This is a genomic window from Acinetobacter sp. YH12136, from assembly GCF_013418545.1.
Taxonomy (GTDB): Bacteria; Pseudomonadota; Gammaproteobacteria; order Pseudomonadales; family Moraxellaceae; genus Acinetobacter; species Acinetobacter towneri.
This window is the reverse complement of sequence record NZ_VPBV01000009.1, coordinates 17,186-34,077: the sequence shown is the minus strand read 5'-3', so window position 1 is coordinate 34,077 and position 16,892 is coordinate 17,186. Positions and strand designations below refer to the sequence as shown.

The 16,892-nt window shown below is 43.8% G+C and carries 15 protein-coding genes; 14 read left to right on the top strand and 1 reads right to left on the bottom strand.

Annotation, left to right across the window (positions count from 1 at the left end; genetic code table 11):
* The first annotated feature begins 113 nt into the window (after window positions 1–113).
* Window positions 114–1,304, top strand: coding sequence for a 2-methylaconitate cis-trans isomerase PrpF (gene prpF / locus FTU71_RS05865; RefSeq protein WP_180111646.1), 1,191 nt, complete (start codon window positions 114–116; stop codon window positions 1,302–1,304).
* Window positions 1,305–1,461: 157 nt separating this feature from the next.
* Complete coding sequence (locus FTU71_RS05860; RefSeq protein ID WP_180111696.1) at window positions 1,462–2,397, top strand: polyprenyl synthetase family protein; 936 nt, start codon at window positions 1,462–1,464, stop codon at window positions 2,395–2,397.
* Between the two features lie 124 nt (window positions 2,398–2,521).
* Here the strand turns inward: FTU71_RS05860 and FTU71_RS05855 are convergent, their stop codons facing one another.
* Entirely contained in the window at window positions 2,522–2,878 is a 357-nt protein-coding gene (locus FTU71_RS05855) for a hypothetical protein (protein WP_004975444.1), read from the bottom strand.
* Window positions 2,879–3,318: 440 nt separating this feature from the next.
* Between FTU71_RS05855 and ndhC the strand changes: the two genes are divergently transcribed.
* From ndhC to nuoM, 12 genes are all read left to right on the top strand, one after another.
* Complete coding sequence (ndhC, locus tag FTU71_RS05850) at window positions 3,319–3,864, top strand: NADH-quinone oxidoreductase subunit A (RefSeq protein ID WP_004975445.1); 546 nt, start codon at window positions 3,319–3,321, stop codon at window positions 3,862–3,864.
* A 6-nt stretch (window positions 3,865–3,870) separates the two neighbouring features.
* Complete coding sequence (locus FTU71_RS05845) at window positions 3,871–4,548, top strand: NADH-quinone oxidoreductase subunit B family protein (RefSeq protein ID WP_004975447.1); 678 nt, start codon at window positions 3,871–3,873, stop codon at window positions 4,546–4,548.
* Between the two features lie 85 nt (window positions 4,549–4,633).
* The gene (gene nuoC / locus FTU71_RS05840; protein WP_180111644.1) at window positions 4,634–6,421 is read left to right on the top strand and encodes an NADH-quinone oxidoreductase subunit C/D; all 1,788 of its coding nucleotides are present in this window, start codon (window positions 4,634–4,636) and stop codon (window positions 6,419–6,421) included.
* 14 nt (window positions 6,422–6,435) lie between these two features.
* Window positions 6,436–6,945 (top strand): NADH-quinone oxidoreductase subunit NuoE, encoded by a 510-nt coding sequence (gene nuoE / locus FTU71_RS05835; RefSeq protein ID WP_004975451.1) that lies wholly within the window; start codon window positions 6,436–6,438, stop codon window positions 6,943–6,945.
* Complete coding sequence (nuoF, locus tag FTU71_RS05830) at window positions 6,942–8,279, top strand: NADH-quinone oxidoreductase subunit NuoF (RefSeq protein WP_180064450.1); 1,338 nt, start codon at window positions 6,942–6,944, stop codon at window positions 8,277–8,279. Before nuoE ends, nuoF begins: the two co-directional genes overlap by 4 nt.
* An 11-nt stretch (window positions 8,280–8,290) precedes the next feature.
* Window positions 8,291–10,975: an NADH-quinone oxidoreductase subunit NuoG gene (nuoG, locus tag FTU71_RS05825; protein ID WP_168418691.1), complete on the top strand. Its 2,685-nt coding sequence runs from the start codon at window positions 8,291–8,293 to the stop codon at window positions 10,973–10,975.
* A 3-nt stretch (window positions 10,976–10,978) separates the two neighbouring features.
* On the top strand, window positions 10,979–11,998 hold the full coding sequence (gene nuoH / locus FTU71_RS05820; protein WP_004975457.1) for an NADH-quinone oxidoreductase subunit NuoH: 1,020 nt from the start codon (window positions 10,979–10,981) through the stop codon (window positions 11,996–11,998).
* Between the two features lie 18 nt (window positions 11,999–12,016).
* The gene (gene nuoI / locus FTU71_RS05815; RefSeq protein WP_004975460.1) at window positions 12,017–12,559 is read left to right on the top strand and encodes an NADH-quinone oxidoreductase subunit NuoI; all 543 of its coding nucleotides are present in this window, start codon (window positions 12,017–12,019) and stop codon (window positions 12,557–12,559) included.
* Complete coding sequence (gene nuoJ / locus FTU71_RS05810) at window positions 12,559–13,077, top strand: NADH-quinone oxidoreductase subunit J (protein WP_171062597.1); 519 nt, start codon at window positions 12,559–12,561, stop codon at window positions 13,075–13,077. The genes nuoI and nuoJ overlap by 1 nt, the downstream gene beginning before the upstream one ends.
* Window positions 13,077–13,385, top strand: coding sequence for an NADH-quinone oxidoreductase subunit NuoK (nuoK, locus tag FTU71_RS05805; protein WP_004975463.1), 309 nt, complete (start codon window positions 13,077–13,079; stop codon window positions 13,383–13,385). The genes nuoJ and nuoK overlap by 1 nt, the downstream gene beginning before the upstream one ends.
* Complete coding sequence (gene nuoL, locus FTU71_RS05800; protein WP_096901802.1) at window positions 13,382–15,277, top strand: NADH-quinone oxidoreductase subunit L; 1,896 nt, start codon at window positions 13,382–13,384, stop codon at window positions 15,275–15,277. The genes nuoK and nuoL overlap by 4 nt, the downstream gene beginning before the upstream one ends.
* 1 nt (window position 15,278) lies before the next feature.
* Window positions 15,279–16,892: an NADH-quinone oxidoreductase subunit M gene (gene nuoM / locus FTU71_RS05795; protein ID WP_180062190.1), complete on the top strand. Its 1,614-nt coding sequence runs from the start codon at window positions 15,279–15,281 to the stop codon at window positions 16,890–16,892.

The window sequence follows — 16,892 nt, the reverse complement described above, 5'->3', positions numbered from 1 at the left end:
TTGTTTTTTTATACTTAAGTCAAGACCGCGATACCTTTTGAATAAAAACCGTTATGATGCAAAAGGGTCTTTTTATATGGCCATAACAATCAAAAAACAAGGGAATAAAATTCATGCGTTTTGCACCACAAGTTAAAATTCCAGCGACTTATATGCGCGGCGGTACCAGTAAAGGCGTATTTTTTAAACTTGATGATTTACCTGCAGCGGCACAGCAGCCAGGCAAAATTAGAGATCAAATTTTATTACGTGTGATTGGCAGTCCAGACCCTTATGCCAAACAAATTGATGGAATGGGTGGTGCAAGCTCGAGTACCAGTAAAACCGTAATTTTAGCCAAAAGCACTCAACCCGATCACGATGTCGATTATTTGTTTGGGCAAGTTTCGATTGATCAGCCATTTGTAGATTGGAGTGGCAACTGCGGTAACTTAACAGCTGCAGTCGGTGCATTTGCGATCAGCAATGGCTTGGTCGATGCCAGTAAAATTCCAGAAAATGGCATTTGTACCGTACGCATTTGGCAAAAAAATATTGAAAAAACCATTATCGCGCATGTGCCTGTGACGCATGGTCAGGTGCAGGAAACGGGTGATTTTGAGTTGGATGGCGTGACTTTTCCTGCCGCAGAAGTACAAATTGAATTTTTAGACCCTGCCGATGATGGCGAAGAAGGTGGGGCAATGTTCCCCACTGGAAATGTGGTGGATACTTTGCATGTGCCAGATATTGGTACATTCCAAGCGACCTTTATTAATGCGGGTATTCCAACAATTTTCCTAAATGCAGAAGAAATTGGTTATACAGGCACAGAACTGCAAGATGCAATCAATGGTGATGCACAAGCTTTGGCACGTTTTGAAACCATTCGTGCTTATGGCGCTAAACAAATGGGACTAATTCAGGAAATTGCCGAAGCTGAAAAACGCCAACATACGCCAAAAATTGCCTTTGTTTCTGCGCCAAAAAGTTATGTATCTTCAAGTGGTAAACAAATTCAGGCTGAAGATACCGATTTATTGGTACGTGCATTGTCGATGGGTAAATTACACCATGCCATGATGGGCACAGCAGCAGTCGCGATTGGTACAGCTGCAGCCATTCCGGGAACATTGGTCAACTTGGCTGCGGGCGGGGGTGAGCGTGAAGCTGTACGTTTTGGACATCCATCAGGTACGCTTCGTGTGGGTGCGCAAGCCGTGCAGGAAAATGGACAATGGCAAGTCAAAAAAGCTGTGATGAGCCGTAGTGCACGTGTATTAATGGAAGGTTGGGTGCGTGTACCTGCGGAAACATTAGAATAAGTTTTGCTGTCGAACAGACCCTAATTAACTAAATGCAGCCTCTATTTCGATAGGGGCTTATTTATGGCTGAAATGTTATATCAGTTCAGTTAAGGCTTAAAAAACTTTGAATTACAGGTACAATGCTGCAACACAGGCAGCTTACTGCTTATTAGACATGAACCAACAACTCGAGGCGAATGTGTCATCACTTCACGATTTACAGGCGCATGCATTAACCGCAGCCCAACAACGTATTCAGCAAGACTTGCTTACCGCTTTAGAGGCTTTTGCATTGCCAGAACCGTTAAAGTCTGCCGTGCATCATGCCGTCATGTTGGGTGGTAAGCGTGTGCGTCCAGCTTTGTGTTATGCCACAGCTGCGTTAAGACCTAATCAGAACTATGCGGCAGTACGCCGTGCTGCAGTTGCAATTGAGCTGATTCATTGCTATTCACTGGCACATGACGATTTACCATGTATGGATAATGACTTGTTGCGTCGTGGGCAGCCCACTTGCCATGCAGCGTATGGTGAAGATACAGCATTGTTGGCAGGCGATATTTTACAGTCGATGGCATTTGAGGTTTTAGGCAGCCGTTTGTTTGATCAGTCTGCTGCGGTAGATCAAGGGATTGTACTCAAGCAGATGCAAATTTTAGCGACAGCATCTTCAAAAATGGTGTGTGGTCAGGTTATGGATTTACAATCTGAAGGCAAACAAGTCGATCAGGCGACTTTGGAAAGTATCCATCGTAATAAAACAGGTGCCTTGATTTCTGCAGCGGTGATGATGGCAGCTGTGACCGTGTTTGATGGGCGAGATAAAGCGATTCCGCAATTGCGTGAATATGCACAGGCGATTGGTTTAGCCTTTCAGGTACAAGACGATATTTTAGATATTATTTCGGATACTGAAGTACTAGGTAAAACTGCAGGGAAAGATGAACAAGTTGAAAAATCGACCTATCCTGCACTCATGGGCTTGGAAAAAGCACAGGCTTATGCACAAGAATTGCACGATCAAGCCTTTGCTGCATTGGCATATTTTAAAACTGATACCGTCTTAGAGTTACAGCAGATTTCAGAGTTTTTATTGTCACGTAAAAGCTAAATTATTTTAGATGTGGTTCTTGTGATAATAAATACTCAAAAGCGAGCAGATGCTCGCTTTTTTTTGCTTTATGAAAGTGTTAGCTGTTTTAAGCGACACACTTTAATGCAGATTCTATACGGCTTTATTCTTGCAGCGTTGCATCAGGTGGCAAAATTACTTTGCCTTGTTTTAAGCTGTCTAAAGCCTCACGGTTAAAATCTACCAATAAAGAATTGTTTTGTGGATCAATCGCATAACGGCTAATTAATTTTTGATCGCCTTGTAAGGTTTCAAGGCGGTATTCATCTGCAATATTCATAATGCCGTCTAAATTAATGGTGGCAGATGCTTTGTCTTGGCGAAATAATTCGTAAATATCACGCAGGTCAAAAATTGCATTTTGTGCGTCAGGATGTTTTTCAAAATAATTTTGCAAATGACGAATAAATAATTGCGCAAACATAAAGTAATTTGGTTTGTGGGTATAGTCTAAGCTCATGTGTTTACTCCTTATTATTCAAATTTTTAATGCTTACTAGGAATAGCACACTCTGGGTGAAAAATTAAAGAAACTCAGGGTCTAAGTTGCAAAAACTACACAAAATTTTGTGCGGCTTAAACTAAGCTGAAACCTGAAGTTGCGATGATCTCTCTATAAATTTAAAAACTTTGCAACGAACCGCTCAATTGGTGTTTTGGAAAAAATAATCACAACTGACTTATCTATTTGTTAAAGCGATTAAGAGCCCTACGGAGTAGTGGAATTCTAAAATATCAAGTATTTGAATAAAAAATCATCCGAAAGACTAAGACTTATGAACTAGCAAGTGAAATCATAAATCAGGTACAATTGGCGTGATTAATTTTGTGTTTGGTGTATTTGAAGGCCAATACATACATTCTTTGTTAATAAATAGGCCTGCCAGGAGTTATCCCCGCATGAGTGCCATTACTCCATACGAATGGGCAATTATTGCCTTCGTGATCGGCGTTACATTTTTATGCGTCTTTATGCTGACCGTTCCTTTACTCCTTGGGGGTAAATCATGGGGGCGTGCTAAGCAAGAGCAGTTTGAGTCGGGTGTTGTAGGTGCTGGTGGAGCACGTATCCGCTTATCTGCAAAGTTCTATTTGGTTGCAATTTTCTTCGTTGTTTTCGACTTAGAAGCACTTTATCTATACGCATGGGCAGCTTCTGTTCGTGAAGTAGGTTGGGTGGGCTTTGCAACGGCTGCTGTATTTATTTTAGTTTTGCTCGTTGGCTTAATTTATGAATTATCAACTGGTGCGCTGAACTGGGCTCCATCTGATAAGCGTAAAGCAGCAGGGATTAAACCTAAAATTGGTTCGCCAAATATGGATCTTGCAGAAATCACACGCTTTAACTCAATTGAAGAATTGGTAACGGACCCTACCGGTCAAATTCCAGCTCAATCCTCTGGTCGTGTAAAAAAATCTGCGACTACCTCATCTGACAAGGAGTAACTCGGGATGAAATATACCTTAACCCGTGCGAATCCCGATGCTGATCAATATCCACTTCAAGAGCGTCAGATCGTAACCGATCCGCTTGAAGAAGAAGTGAATAAAAATGTGTTCATGACTCGTTTAGAGGACTTGGCACATACAGCAGTAAACTGGGGACGTAAGAACTCAGTTTGGCCGTTTAACTTTGGTACATCGTGCTGCTACGTAGAGTATGCAACTACCTTAACAGGTGTGCATGACTTGTCACGTTTTGGTGCAGAAGTTATTCGTGCTTCACCGCGTCAGGCAGACTTGATGATTGTTGCAGGTACGTGTTTTGTGAAAATGGCACCTGTAATTCAACGTTTGTACGAGCAAATGCTTGAGCCTAAATGGGTTATCTCAATGGGCGCATGCGCAAACTCAGGTGGTATGTACGACATTTATTCAGTTGTACAAGGTGTGGATAAAATCATTCCTGTGGATGTGTACATTCCAGGTTGCCCACCACGTCCTGAAGCATTAATTCAAGCATTAATGTTATTACAAGACCAAATTCAATTAGAGCGTCGTCCGTTGTCTGCGGTGATTGGTGATGATCTTAAGCCAGTGTATAAGCCGAAGATGATGCCAGAACGTGACCGTAAGAATGCACAGCGTATTGCGGTGAAAAACTTACGCTCTATGGATGAAATTAAATAATTTAAACGTACAAATATTGATGCACCCGAAGGGTGTAGTTGTCGTTTAGGTTGACTGAATTTGTATTAAATAGGAAGCCAAGCCAATGGCTGAAACTGACATTGCTATGCCAGAATCAACAGCAGTTGATTCACGCCCAGCATTTGCAATTGTAGAAGAGCTCAAAACCAAATTTGGTGAGAACTTCTACGTGCAAACGACTTTTGAAGATTTTCCAACAGTCTGGGTTGAGCGCGCACGTGTACAAGAAGTTTTAATGTTCTTGCGTACAGTGTCACGTCCATACGTGATGTTGTTCGACTTGTCTGCGGTAGATGAGCGTTTGCGTACTCACCGCGATGGTCTACCTGCGTCTGACTTTACTGTGTTCTATCACTTGTTATCGCTAGAGCGTAACACGGACATTCGTATTAAAGTTGCGTTGAATGAGAGTGATCTCAATATTCCAACAGCAACCAACATTTGGCCAAATGCCAACTGGTACGAGCGTGAAGCTTACGATATGTTTGGTATCAACTTCGAAGGGCATCCAATGCTTCGTCGTATCTTGTTGCCAACATATTGGGAAGGTCATCCGTTACGCAAAGAGTATTCTGCACGTGCAACGGAATATACACCGTATATGCAGAACCAAGCCAAACAAGACTTCGAGCAAGAACACCTTCGCTTTGTGCCTGAAGATTGGGGCTTAAAGCGCGGTAATAAAGACGAAGACTTCATGTTCCTGAACTTGGGTCCTAACCACCCATCTGCGCACGGTGCGTTCCGTGTAATTTTGCAGTTGGATGGTGAAGAAGTGAAAGACTGTGTGCCAGATATCGGCTATCACCACCGTGGTGTGGAAAAGATGGCTGAACGTCAAACTTGGCATTCATTCATTCCGTATACTGACCGTGTGGACTATTTGGGTGGTTGTGCTCAAAACATGCCGTATGTGATGGGTGTGGAGCAACTGGCAGGTATTACTGTGCCAGATCGTGCACAATGTATTCGTGTCATGATGTCGGAATTATTCCGTATCAATAACCACTTATTGTTCATTGGTACTGCAATTCAGGATGCGGGCGGTATGACCCCTGTATTCTATATGTTCGCAGACCGTCAAAAAATCTACGATGCGATTGAAGCCATTACTGGTTACCGTATGCACCCAGCATGGTTCCGTATTGGTGGTACCGCACACGACCTACCAAACAACTGGCAGCACCTGATTCGTGAAATCTTGGAGTGGATGCCAAAACGTATGAATGAATACTACACTGCGGCATTACGCAACTCAGTATTCATGGGTCGTACGCAAGGCGTTGCACAGTATGATGCGAAATCTGCTTTGGCGTGGGGTGTAACAGGTACTGGTCTACGTGCAACAGGTATCGACTTTGACGTGCGTAAATACCGTCCATACAGTGGTTATGAGAACTATGACTTCGAAATACCTGTAGAGTACGAAGGCGATGCTTACGCACGTGTATTGGTTCACTTCCGTGAAATTGAAGAGTCATTGAAAATCATCAAACAATGTCTAGATAACATGCCTTCTGGTCCATATAAAGCGGATCATCCATTGGCTGTTCCACCACCAAAAGACAAGACATTACAAGATATTGAAACCTTGATTACGCACTTCTTAAGCGTGTCTTGGGGTCCTGTAATGCCTGCTGGTGAAGCATCTGTAATGGCAGAAGTGGTGAAAGGTGCATCTAACTATTACTTGACTTCAGATAAGTCGACGATGAGTTACCGTACCCGTATTCGTACACCAACTTTCACGCATTTACAGCAAATGCCTTCTGTGATTAACGGCAGTCTGGTATCTGACTTAATCATTTATTTAGCGACCATTGACGTCGTAATGGCAGACGTGGATCGCTAAGGGGTAAACGCATTATGATGATTTTGACTGATAAAAAGCCACGTGTGAATGTTGAAGGGATTTTAACTGCGGAAGAAATCCATGAAATTGAACATCACATTGGTCATTATCCGTACCCACGTGCAGCATCTTTAGATGCCTTGAAGTGTGTACAGCGCCGTAATGGCTGGGTAGATGACGCGCAGTTAAATGCAATTGCACAACTTCTCACCATCAGCGTTGCTGATTTAGAAGGTGTTGCAACATTCTATAACCGTATTTATCGCCAGCCTGTAGGTCGTCACGTGATTTTATTGTGTGACTCAATTGCATGCTTCTTGATGGGTGCAGAAACACTGGCAGAAGCATTCCAGCGTGAATTAGGCATTCAGTTTGGTCAAACGACTGCAGATGGTCGTTTCACGTTATTGCCAATTTGCTGTTTAGGAAATTGCGACAAGGGACCAACCTTGATGATTGATGAAGATACTCACGGTTTAGTTGAGGTGACATCGGTGCAACAGTTATTGGAGAAGTATGTATGAATACCGAACCAAGACCAATTTATGGTGACGGTAACCCAGAAACGCATCCATTAACTTGGCGTTTAAGCAAGCAAGAGCACGTGCGTAATGCAGATGATTACGAAGCGCTAGAAGGTTATGCGGGCTTTAAGAAAGCGATTTCTATGCCGCCTAAAGATGTGCTTGAAGTCATTAAAGCTGCGACAGTAAAAGGTCGTGGTGGTGCAGGCTTCCCAGCAGGGATCAAATGGTCACTGATGGCGCCAAACGACAATTCAGGTCCACGTTACCTGATTTGTAATGCCGATGAGATGGAGCCAGGTACTTTCAAAGACCGTTTGTTGATGGAAAAACTTCCTCACCAACTGATTGAAGGTATGTTGATTGCAGCTTATACGCTTGAAGCTACACACGGTTATATCTTTATTCGTGGCGAATACATCGAAGCTGCACAGTACTTAAATGAAGCGATTGAGCAAATTCGTGCCAAAGGTTATTTGGGCGAAAACATTTTAGGTACAGGTTGGGGCTTTGAGCTATACGTGCACACAGGCGCAGGTCGTTATATCTGTGGTGAAGAAACCGCATTGATTAACTCGCTTGAAGGTCGTCGTGCAAACCCACGTACTAAACCACCATTCCCGCAAGTTGCAGGGGCATGGGGTCGTCCAACGATTGTCAACAACGTAGAAACCTATAACAACTTACCTGCAATCATGTTGCGTGGTGCAGAGTGGTATATCGGTTTATCTGCAGGCAAATCGAAAGACCCTGGCACAAAAATTTACGGTGCTTCTGGTAAGGTGAAATTCCCAGGTCTATGGGAGCTTCCATTTGGTACGACTGCACGTGAAGTAATTGAAGACTATGCGGGTGGCATGCGTGATGGTTTGAAGCTAAAAGCATGGTTACCGGGTGGTGCATCTACCGACTTCTTGGCAGCAGAACACATTGACTTGCCAATGGATGCAGAAAGCATCATGAAGGCAGGTTCACGTTTAGGTACGTGTTTGCTTATGGTGGTCGATGAAACCCAGTGTATGGTTTCTGCAACCCGTAACTTAGAAGAATTCTTTGCGCGCGAATCATGTGGTTTCTGTACCCCATGTCGTGATGGTTTACCGTGGGCTGTAAAAGCACTCAAAGCAATTGAAAATGGCGAAGGGAAAGAAGAAGACATTCAACATCTTCAAGAACTCACCAAAAAATTGTGGATTGGTAAGACCTTCTGTGCTCACGCACCAGGTGCGATGGAGCCATTAATGGGCGCACTCAAATATTTCCGTGGCGAGTTTGAAGCAAAAGTGGCAAATAGCCGTCCTGCTGCTCAAGCTAGTAACGTAGAACAAGCTTAAGGAATTCGACTATGGCTACAATTCATGTCGATGGAAAATCGTACGAAGTCAATGGCTCGGAAAACTTGCTGCAAGCATGTTTGAGCCTTGGGATCGACATTCCGTACTTTTGTTGGCATCCATCCTTAGGTTCTGTCGGTTCTTGCCGTCAATGTGCCGTGACCCAATATGCGAACCCTGAAGATACTCGTGGTCGCTTGGTGATGTCATGTATGACACCTGCTGCTGACAATACCTATATCTCAATTGAAGACAAGGAAGCGACTGAGTTCCGTGCTTCAATTGTAGAGTTCTTGATGACTAACCACCCACACGACTGCCCAGTCTGTGAAGAAGGTGGTCACTGTCATTTACAAGATATGACTGTAATGACACAGCATGACCGTCGTCGTTACCGCTTCACCAAACGTACTCACTATAACCAAGAGCTAGGTTCGTTCATTGCACATGAAATGAACCGTTGTATCGCATGTTATCGCTGTGTGCGTTACTACAAAGACTATGCAGGCGGTACAGACTTTGGCGTTTATGCCAACGCATCACGTGTGTACTTTGGTCGTCCTGAGTCGGGTACTTTAGAATCTGAATTCTCTGGTAACTTGACTGAAGTATGTCCAACAGGTGTATTTACCGACAAAACGCACTCTGCACGTTATAACCGTAAGTGGGATATGCAATATGCGCCAAGCGTATGCCAAGGCTGTTCTTCAGGTTGTAACATCTCTCCGGGTGAGCGTTATGGCGAATTACGTCGTGTAGAAAACCGCTTTAACGGTGAAGTTAACCAATACTTCCTGTGCGACAAAGGTCGTTTCGGTACAGGTTATGTAAACCGTGAAGATCGTCCACGTCAGCCACAGTTCCGTAATGGTGCGAGTGTAGAAACCATTTCTGTAGATACTGCACTTGATACGATTATTGCCAAAGTTCAAGGCAAAAAAGTTTTGGGTATTGGTTCGCCACGTGCATCGCTTGAATCAAACTTTGCTTTGCGTGAGTTAGTGGGTCAAGACAACTACTCAACAGGCTTATCGCAAAAAGAGCAAAACTTGGTAGAGCTTGCAGCTTCAATCATGCAAACCGAAGGTATTTACAACCCAGGTATGCGTGAAATTGAAGATTACGATGCTGTGTTAATTTTGGGTGAAGATTTAACCCAAACTGCACCACGTATGGCCTTATCTGTCCGTCAAGCGGCGAAAAACAAAGCCAAAGAAATGGCTGCAGAGCGTCGTACCCCAGACTGGCTGGCTGAACCAGTGCAACGTATCGCACAAGATGCAAAATCACCAATTTACATTTTGGCTGCAACGCAAACGCGTTTAGCCGATGTAGCAACCGGTGAAGTGGTTGCATCTCCAAACGACATCGCACGTTTAGGTTTTGCGATTGCAGCTGCAGTAGCAGGCGATGTAATCACTGGTTTAGATGACGATGCCAAAGCATTTGCACAAACTATTGCCGACACGTTAAAAGCTGCGAAAAAGCCATTGGTGATTTCAGGTACAAGCTTACAAGAAGCTGCCATTATGGAAGCGGCTGCACAAGTGGCACAAAACTTGGGTGAGAACGCAGGTTTAACCCTAACTGTGCCAGAAGTGAACTCAATGGGCTTGGCAATTTTAGGTGGTCAAAGCTTAGAGCAAGCATTTGCACAAGATTATGATGCTGTGATTGTGGTTGAAAATGACTTATACCGTCGTTTACCTGCGGCACAAGTTGATGCCGCTTTGGCAAAAGCACAAGATGTAATCGTGCTTGATCATGCTGAAACAGCAACAGTGCAAAAAGCCAACATCGTACTTTCTGCAGCAAGCTTTGCTGAGGGGGATGGTACTGTAGTGAGCCAAGAAGGTCGTGCTCAACGCTTCTTCCAAGTGTATGACCCAAGCTACTACAAACCTGAACTAGCAATCAAAGAATCTTGGCGCTGGTTACACGCACTTGAAACAGGCTTAAAAGGTAAAGCAATTTCTTGGACTGTTTTAGATGACGTGATTGAATCTGTTGCGAAAAATATTCCAGCACTAGAAGCAATTCAGGATGTTGCACCAGATGCAGGTTTCCGTGTACATGGCTTGAAAGTTGCGCGTGAACCACGTCGTTACTCAGGTCGTACTGCAATGCGTGCGCCGTTATCTATTCACGAGCCAAAACAACCGACCGATGTCGATTCTGCATTAACTTTCTCTATGGAAGGTTATGTTGGTAACCAAACACCATCGGCACTTGTACCATTTGCATGGTCTGCAGGTTGGAACTCACCACAAGCTTGGAACAAATTCCAAGACAATGTGGGCGGTCACTTAAAAGGTGGTGATTCAGGCATTCGTTTATTCGATCGCTTAGCAAAACGTCCTGCACGTAGCTATGTGGCACCAGCACCTGTGCTAGCTAATCCTGAAAGCTTCCGTTTAATTCCAATGCATCACATTTTTGCATCGGGTGAATTTACGGTGAAAACACCTGCAATGGAAACGCGTATTCCTGAAGCTGTATTTGCTGTAGGCACTCAAGATGCGCAGCGTTTGAATGTACAAGATGGTCAAACAATTACCGTACAAGCAGGTGAAACGTCTATCGTACTGCCAGTACAAGTGATTGAATATTTACCTACAGGTTATATTGGCTACCCAATTGGTCTTGCACCAACGGTATCTCTTGCAGAGCCTGTTTCAGTCGCGGTAGGAGTGTAATTCATGCAACAAGAATTAATCCGTCAGACGCCGCTGTGGGCTGAGAACTGGCCAATTGCCTATTCAGTCATTCAAGCGATTGTCATCTTACTGGTTGTAGTATTGATTGCTGCGCTCATGTCTTTTATTGAGCGTCGTTTACTGGGCTTATGGCAAGACCGTTATGGTCCGAACCGTGTAGGTCCAGGTGGTATGTTCCAGATTGTAGCCGACATGCTTAAAATCATGTTCAAAGAAGACTGGACACCTAAATTTGCCGACAAACTAACCTTCCGTATGGCACCAGCAGTTGCAATGGCAACTGCGGTACTGTCGTTCATGGTTATTCCTGTATCACCTTATTTAGGTGTTGCAGACATGAGCATTGGCCTGTTGTTCTTTATGGCAATGGCTGGTATTGCAGTCTATGCGGTGTTATTTGGTGGTTGGTCATCAAACAACAAATACGCATTGCTTGGTGGTCTACGTTCAGCAGCTCAAACCATTTCGTATGAAGTGTTCTTGGGTATTTCACTCATGGGTGTGGTTGCAATTGCAGGCTCATTCAACATGCGTGAAATTGTTGAAGCGCAACGTGATGTTTGGTTTGTGATTCCACAATTCTTAGGTTTCTTGATTTTCGTGGTTGCTGGTGTTGCGGTAACACACCGTCACCCATTTGACCAACCAGAAGCAGAACAAGAATTGGCAGAAGGTTATCACGTAGAATATGGCGGTATGAAATGGGGTATGTTCTTCGTTGCAGAATATGTCAACGTGGTACTGATCTCTGCGCTTATCGTGACTTTATTCTTCGGTGGATGGCTTGCGCCGTTTAACCTTGAAATTCCATTCATTCCAGCAGCTTTCTGGTTCATTATCAAAACAGCATTCTTTGTAATGATGTTTGTCTTGGCACGTGGTTCTTTAATGCGTCCACGTTATGACCAAGTGATGAACTTTGGTTGGAAAATTTGCTTGCCATTGGCGCTTGTTAACCTTTTGGTAACTGGTGCTGTGATTCTTATGAATCATTCGGCCTAAGACAGCAGGGAGAACAATATGTTTAAGTTTCTAGCTGGGTTTGGGTCAATTGTACGTTCACTGTGGATGGTTTTCTCACACGTGACACGTAAACGTGACACCATTTTGTATCCGGAAGTACCAGCCGAAGAAATTGTACCTCCACGCTTCCGTGGTCGTATTGTGTTAACACGCGATCCAGATGGCGAAGAGCGTTGTGTTGCATGTAACCTCTGTGCAGTTGCTTGCCCAGTGGGTTGTATTTCACTACAAAAAGCAGAACAGGAAGATGGCCGTTGGTATCCGGAGTTTTTCCGTATCAACTTCTCACGCTGTATTTTCTGCGGTATGTGTGAAGAAGCATGTCCAACGACTGCAATTCAGTTAACACCTGACTTTGAGTTAGGTGAATATGTGCGTCAAGACTTGGTGTATGAGAAAGAACACTTACTCATTTCAGGTCCTGGTAAATATCCTGACTACAACTTCTACCGTGTAACGGGTATGGCTGTTACAGGTAAAGACAAAGGTCAAGCGCAACGTGAAAGCGCACCTATTGATGTACGGAGTCTATTACCATGATGTGGCCGTTTTATTTGATGGCACTCGTGGCCATTGTTTCTACGGTTCGTGTAGTGACTAACGCGAACCCAGTACATGCTTTATTAAGCTTGATCGTGTCATTACTTGCGGTTGCAGGCATGTTCATGATCGTGGGTGCACCATTTGCTGGCGCCTTGGAAATCATTGTTTATGCGGGTGCGATCATGGTCTTGTTCGTATTCGTGGTGATGATGCTCAACCTTGGTCAGCAAACTGTTGAGCAAGAGCGTAAATGGTTGACTTCATCAACTTGGGCATACCCAGCTTTGATGAGCTTCCTGATTGGTTTGGTTTTAGTGTGGTCATTAAGCTCAGACTACACTGCACCAAGCGCACTTATGGGCACCGAAATGGTGGGTCCAAAAGCAGTGGGTCAAGCACTCTTTACTCAGTACTTATTGTTGGTTGAAGTTGCCGCAATGTTATTACTTGCAGCTTTGGTTGCAGGCTTCCACATCGGTAAACGTGAACCAAGTGCAGAAGAGGAAAAAGAATAATGGGCAACATCCCTTTAGAACATGGTTTGATTGTCGCAACCATTCTTTTTGCACTCGGTTTTTACGGTGTGATGGTGCGACGCAACCTACTATTTATTTTAATGGGCCTTGAAATCATGATGAACGCTGCGGCATTGGCGTTTGTCTTGGCTGGTAGTGCATGGGTACAACCAGATGGTCAGATCATGTTTATCCTGATCTTGACACTTGCTGCGGCAGAGGCGTGTATCGGTCTTGCGATCGTCCTTCAGTTCTATCATCGCTTCCATCATTTGGATGTGGATGCTGCTAGTGAGATGCGCGGATGAGTTATTTATATCTAACAGTATTGTTTCCGCTCATTGGTTTTATCCTTTTAGCGGCAGGGCGTAACAACTTACCTGAAAAAGTTGCTGCGATTATTGGCGTAGGTTCAGTGGGTCTGTCTGCATTATTTGCGCTAATTGCAGGCATGGACTTTGTGAACAACGGTTCGGTTGCAACGACTCAACATTTATGGACTTGGTTCAATGTGGGTGGTTTTGCACCTGCGTTTAGCTTGCACTTAGACGGTTTATCTTTGCTCATGCTGGGCATGATTACAGGCGTGGGTTTCTTAATTCACATCTTTGCATCATGGTATATGCGTGGTGAAGAAGACTTTGCACGTTTCTTCTCTTACTTCAACTTGTTCGTTGCGAGCATGTTGTTGTTGGTACTTGGCGATAACTTGGCGTTATTGTTCCTAGGTTGGGAAGGTGTAGGTTTGTGCTCTTACTTGCTGATTGGTTATTACTACCAAAACCCTGCAAACGGTTTTGCAGCAATCAAAGCATTTACCGTAACACGTGTGGGTGACGTTTTCCTACTGATCGCGTTGTTCTTGTTGTATCAACAATTTGGTACGTTGAACACACAATACATCGTAGAAAATGCAGCCAATGTAATGACTCAAAGCTCGTCGATCACCATTTGGACAGCGTTAATGTTGTTCTTGGGTGCTGCGGGTAAATCTGCACAAATTCCGTTGCAAACTTGGTTAGCCGATGCGATGGCAGGTCCTACACCTGTATCTGCATTAATCCACGCTGCAACCATGGTAACTGCGGGTGTTTACTTATGCTGCCGTATGTTCAGCGTATTTGAACTTGCACCTGAAGTGATGTTATTCATTTCAATTACAGGTGCTGTGACCTTGCTAGTTGCTGGTTTTGCAGCATTGGTTCAAACCGACATCAAACGTATTTTGGCTTACTCAACTATGAGTCAGCTGGGTTATATGTTTATGGCAGTTGGTGCAGAAGCATACCAAGCGGGTCTATTCCACATGTTAACTCACGCATTCTTCAAGGCATTATTATTCTTGTCTTCTGGTGCGGTGATTTTGGCTTACCATCACGAACAAAACATTTTCAAAATGGGTGGCTTGTTCTACAAGAACAAATTCCTATTTGCATGTTTCGCAATTGGTGGCGGTGCATTGGCAGCGATTCCATTCTTGACCATTGGTTTCTTCTCAAAAGACGCTATTTTGGCAGCAGTTTGGACGCAAAGTCATATCGCAGGTATTCCGCTATATAACACCTTATATTGGGTGGGTGTAGCAGGTGCATTCTTAACGTCAATTTATACATTCCGCTTAATTTGGGTTGTATTCTTTGGTAAAGAAAACACACCGTATCACGAGATCAAAGGCGCAACTTACTGGTTCCCATTGGCAGTGCTTGCAGTACTTTCAACTGGTTTAGCGATTGTATTAAAAGCACCAGTGATGAGCATTCTTGATGCTGCAAAAATCCCAGCATTTGTGATTCCTGAAGCATTAGAAGCAGGCGCACATGGTGCAGAGTATGTTGCAATTGGTGTGGCTTTGGCTGGTTTAGCAGTAGGTGTGGTGTTATTTGCCTTTGCTTACAATGCTGTAAAAGGTTTTGCGCAAACTTCATTGGGCGCAGGCCTTGCCAACATTTGCCGTAATGCACTTGGTTTCGATGCGTTGTATGACATCGTATTTGTAAAACCATTCTTGCTGATTGCCAAACTATTAGGTCGTGATCCAGTTGATGGTATGTGGTTGGTACTGCCTGCACTGGTGAAAGGTGGTCATAGCTTCACAAGTTCACGTCAAACAGGTTCATTGCGTGAGTACGCATCGAGTATGGCACTTGGTGTGGTGGTCTTACTAATGATCTTGATCGTGATTCAGGTCGTGGGGAAATAAGATGGATACTCCAAACAATTTAATTCTACCCGCGCTGATCCTTGTTCCGTTCATTGCAGGTTTTATTTGCTGGTTGGTCGATAAACTCGACGATAAATTACCGCGTTACATTGCTTTAGTGGGCATGCTCGTTACTTTGGGCTTAACTGTCGCATTGTGGCAAGGTGCTAGCTATAACTATGAATTAGGCGCTCAAGTTCCAACTTGGTCGGCTGAATTTATGCTGCCTTGGATTCAAACCCTAGGCATCAACATTCACTTAGCGGTGGATGGCTTATCTTTACTCATGGTGGGTTTAACTGCATTACTGGGTATTTTAGCGGTAGGCTGTTCATTTGGTGAGATTCAAAAGAACGTCGGTTTCTTCCACCTTAACCTTTTATGGTCTTTGGGTGGGGTAATTGGCGTATTCCTTGCGATTGACTTGTTCCTGTTCTTCTTCTTCTGGGAGATGATGCTTGTACCAATCTACTTCCTGATTGCGTTATGGGGTCATAAAGGTTCAAATGGTCGTTCACGTGTTTACGCTGCAACCAAATTCTTTATCTACACGCAAGTTGCTGGTTTAATCATGTTGATTGGTATCTTAGGTCTAGTGATCTATGGATACATGATGTCAGGTACTATTTCATTCAACTACAACTATTTATTGGCTGTAGCGAATACCCTTGACGCACAATTACCAGCAGTCGCTTATGCCTTGATGATCTGTTTATTCATCGGTTTTGCGGTAAAACTTCCAGTTTTCCCATTACACGGTTGGTTACCAGATGCACACGCACAAGCGCCTACAGCGGGTTCTGTCGACCTTGCAGGTATTTTGATTAAAACTGCGGCATACGGCTTATTACGTTTCGTGATTCCATTCTTCCCAGCGGCTTCTGCTCAGTTTGCAGACATTGCCATTATTTTGGGTTTAATTGGTGTGTTCTACGGCGCGTGGTGTGCTTTCCAGCAAACCGATATGAAGCGTTTACTTGCCTATACCTCAATTTCGCACATGGGCTTTGTATTACTTGCAATTTATGCAGGTAATATCCTGACTTACCAAGGCTTAATGATCATGATGTTGGCACATGGCTTGTCATCTGCAGCATTGTTCATTATGTGTGGTCAAATTTACGAGCGCGTACATACACGTGACATGCGTTTAATGGGCGGTATTCGTGGTCAATTCCAATACCTTTCATTCTTCCTGATGTTCTTTGTGGCTGCGTTAGTCGGTATTCCTGGTTTAGGTAACTTTATTGGTGAATTCCTGATTTTAATGGGTTCATTTGAACAGTTCCCAGCCTTCACAATTATTGCGGCAATCAGTTTAGTTTTTGCAGGTGTTTACGGTTTAATCCTGATTCACAAAGCCTTATTTGGTGTACCAAATGAAGAGCAAAAACAACACTATGCAAATCCGTTAAAAGATTTAAATGCACGTGAAGTTGTGATTCTTTCAATTTGTGCGCTGGGTCTAGTATGGCTTGGTCTGTATCCACAAACCTTCCTTGATATTTCAAATTCAAGTATGGCGTGGTTAGCAAATAGCTACATCCCAGTTCAAGAAGTAGTTGAAGTTACACAAGAAGTAACAGCTCAACTCGAAAATGTGGAGATCCAATAA

What these genes read in the sequence shown, in the direction of transcription:
- nuoH (WP_004975457.1), top strand. Translation starts at nt 10,979, where the DNA reads ATGCAACAAGAATTAATCCGTCAGACGCCGCTGTGGGCTGAGAACTGG.
- nuoK (WP_004975463.1), top strand. Translation starts at nt 13,077, where the DNA reads ATGGGCAACATCCCTTTAGAACATGGTTTGATTGTCGCAACCATTCTT.
- nuoL (WP_096901802.1), top strand. Translation starts at nt 13,382, where the DNA reads ATGAGTTATTTATATCTAACAGTATTGTTTCCGCTCATTGGTTTTATC.
- prpF (WP_180111646.1), top strand. Translation starts at nt 114, where the DNA reads ATGCGTTTTGCACCACAAGTTAAAATTCCAGCGACTTATATGCGCGGC.
- FTU71_RS05860 (WP_180111696.1), top strand. Translation starts at nt 1,462, where the DNA reads ATGAACCAACAACTCGAGGCGAATGTGTCATCACTTCACGATTTACAG.
- nuoF (WP_180064450.1), top strand. Translation starts at nt 6,942, where the DNA reads ATGAATACCGAACCAAGACCAATTTATGGTGACGGTAACCCAGAAACG.
- nuoC (WP_180111644.1), top strand. Translation starts at nt 4,634, where the DNA reads ATGGCTGAAACTGACATTGCTATGCCAGAATCAACAGCAGTTGATTCA.
- nuoG (WP_168418691.1), top strand. Translation starts at nt 8,291, where the DNA reads ATGGCTACAATTCATGTCGATGGAAAATCGTACGAAGTCAATGGCTCG.
- nuoE (WP_004975451.1), top strand. Translation starts at nt 6,436, where the DNA reads ATGATGATTTTGACTGATAAAAAGCCACGTGTGAATGTTGAAGGGATT.
- ndhC (WP_004975445.1), top strand. Translation starts at nt 3,319, where the DNA reads ATGAGTGCCATTACTCCATACGAATGGGCAATTATTGCCTTCGTGATC.
- FTU71_RS05855 (WP_004975444.1), bottom strand. Translation starts at nt 2,878, where the DNA reads ATGAGCTTAGACTATACCCACAAACCAAATTACTTTATGTTTGCGCAA.
- FTU71_RS05845 (WP_004975447.1), top strand. Translation starts at nt 3,871, where the DNA reads ATGAAATATACCTTAACCCGTGCGAATCCCGATGCTGATCAATATCCA.
- nuoM (WP_180062190.1), top strand. Translation starts at nt 15,279, where the DNA reads ATGGATACTCCAAACAATTTAATTCTACCCGCGCTGATCCTTGTTCCG.
- nuoI (WP_004975460.1), top strand. Translation starts at nt 12,017, where the DNA reads ATGTTTAAGTTTCTAGCTGGGTTTGGGTCAATTGTACGTTCACTGTGG.
- nuoJ (WP_171062597.1), top strand. Translation starts at nt 12,559, where the DNA reads ATGTGGCCGTTTTATTTGATGGCACTCGTGGCCATTGTTTCTACGGTT.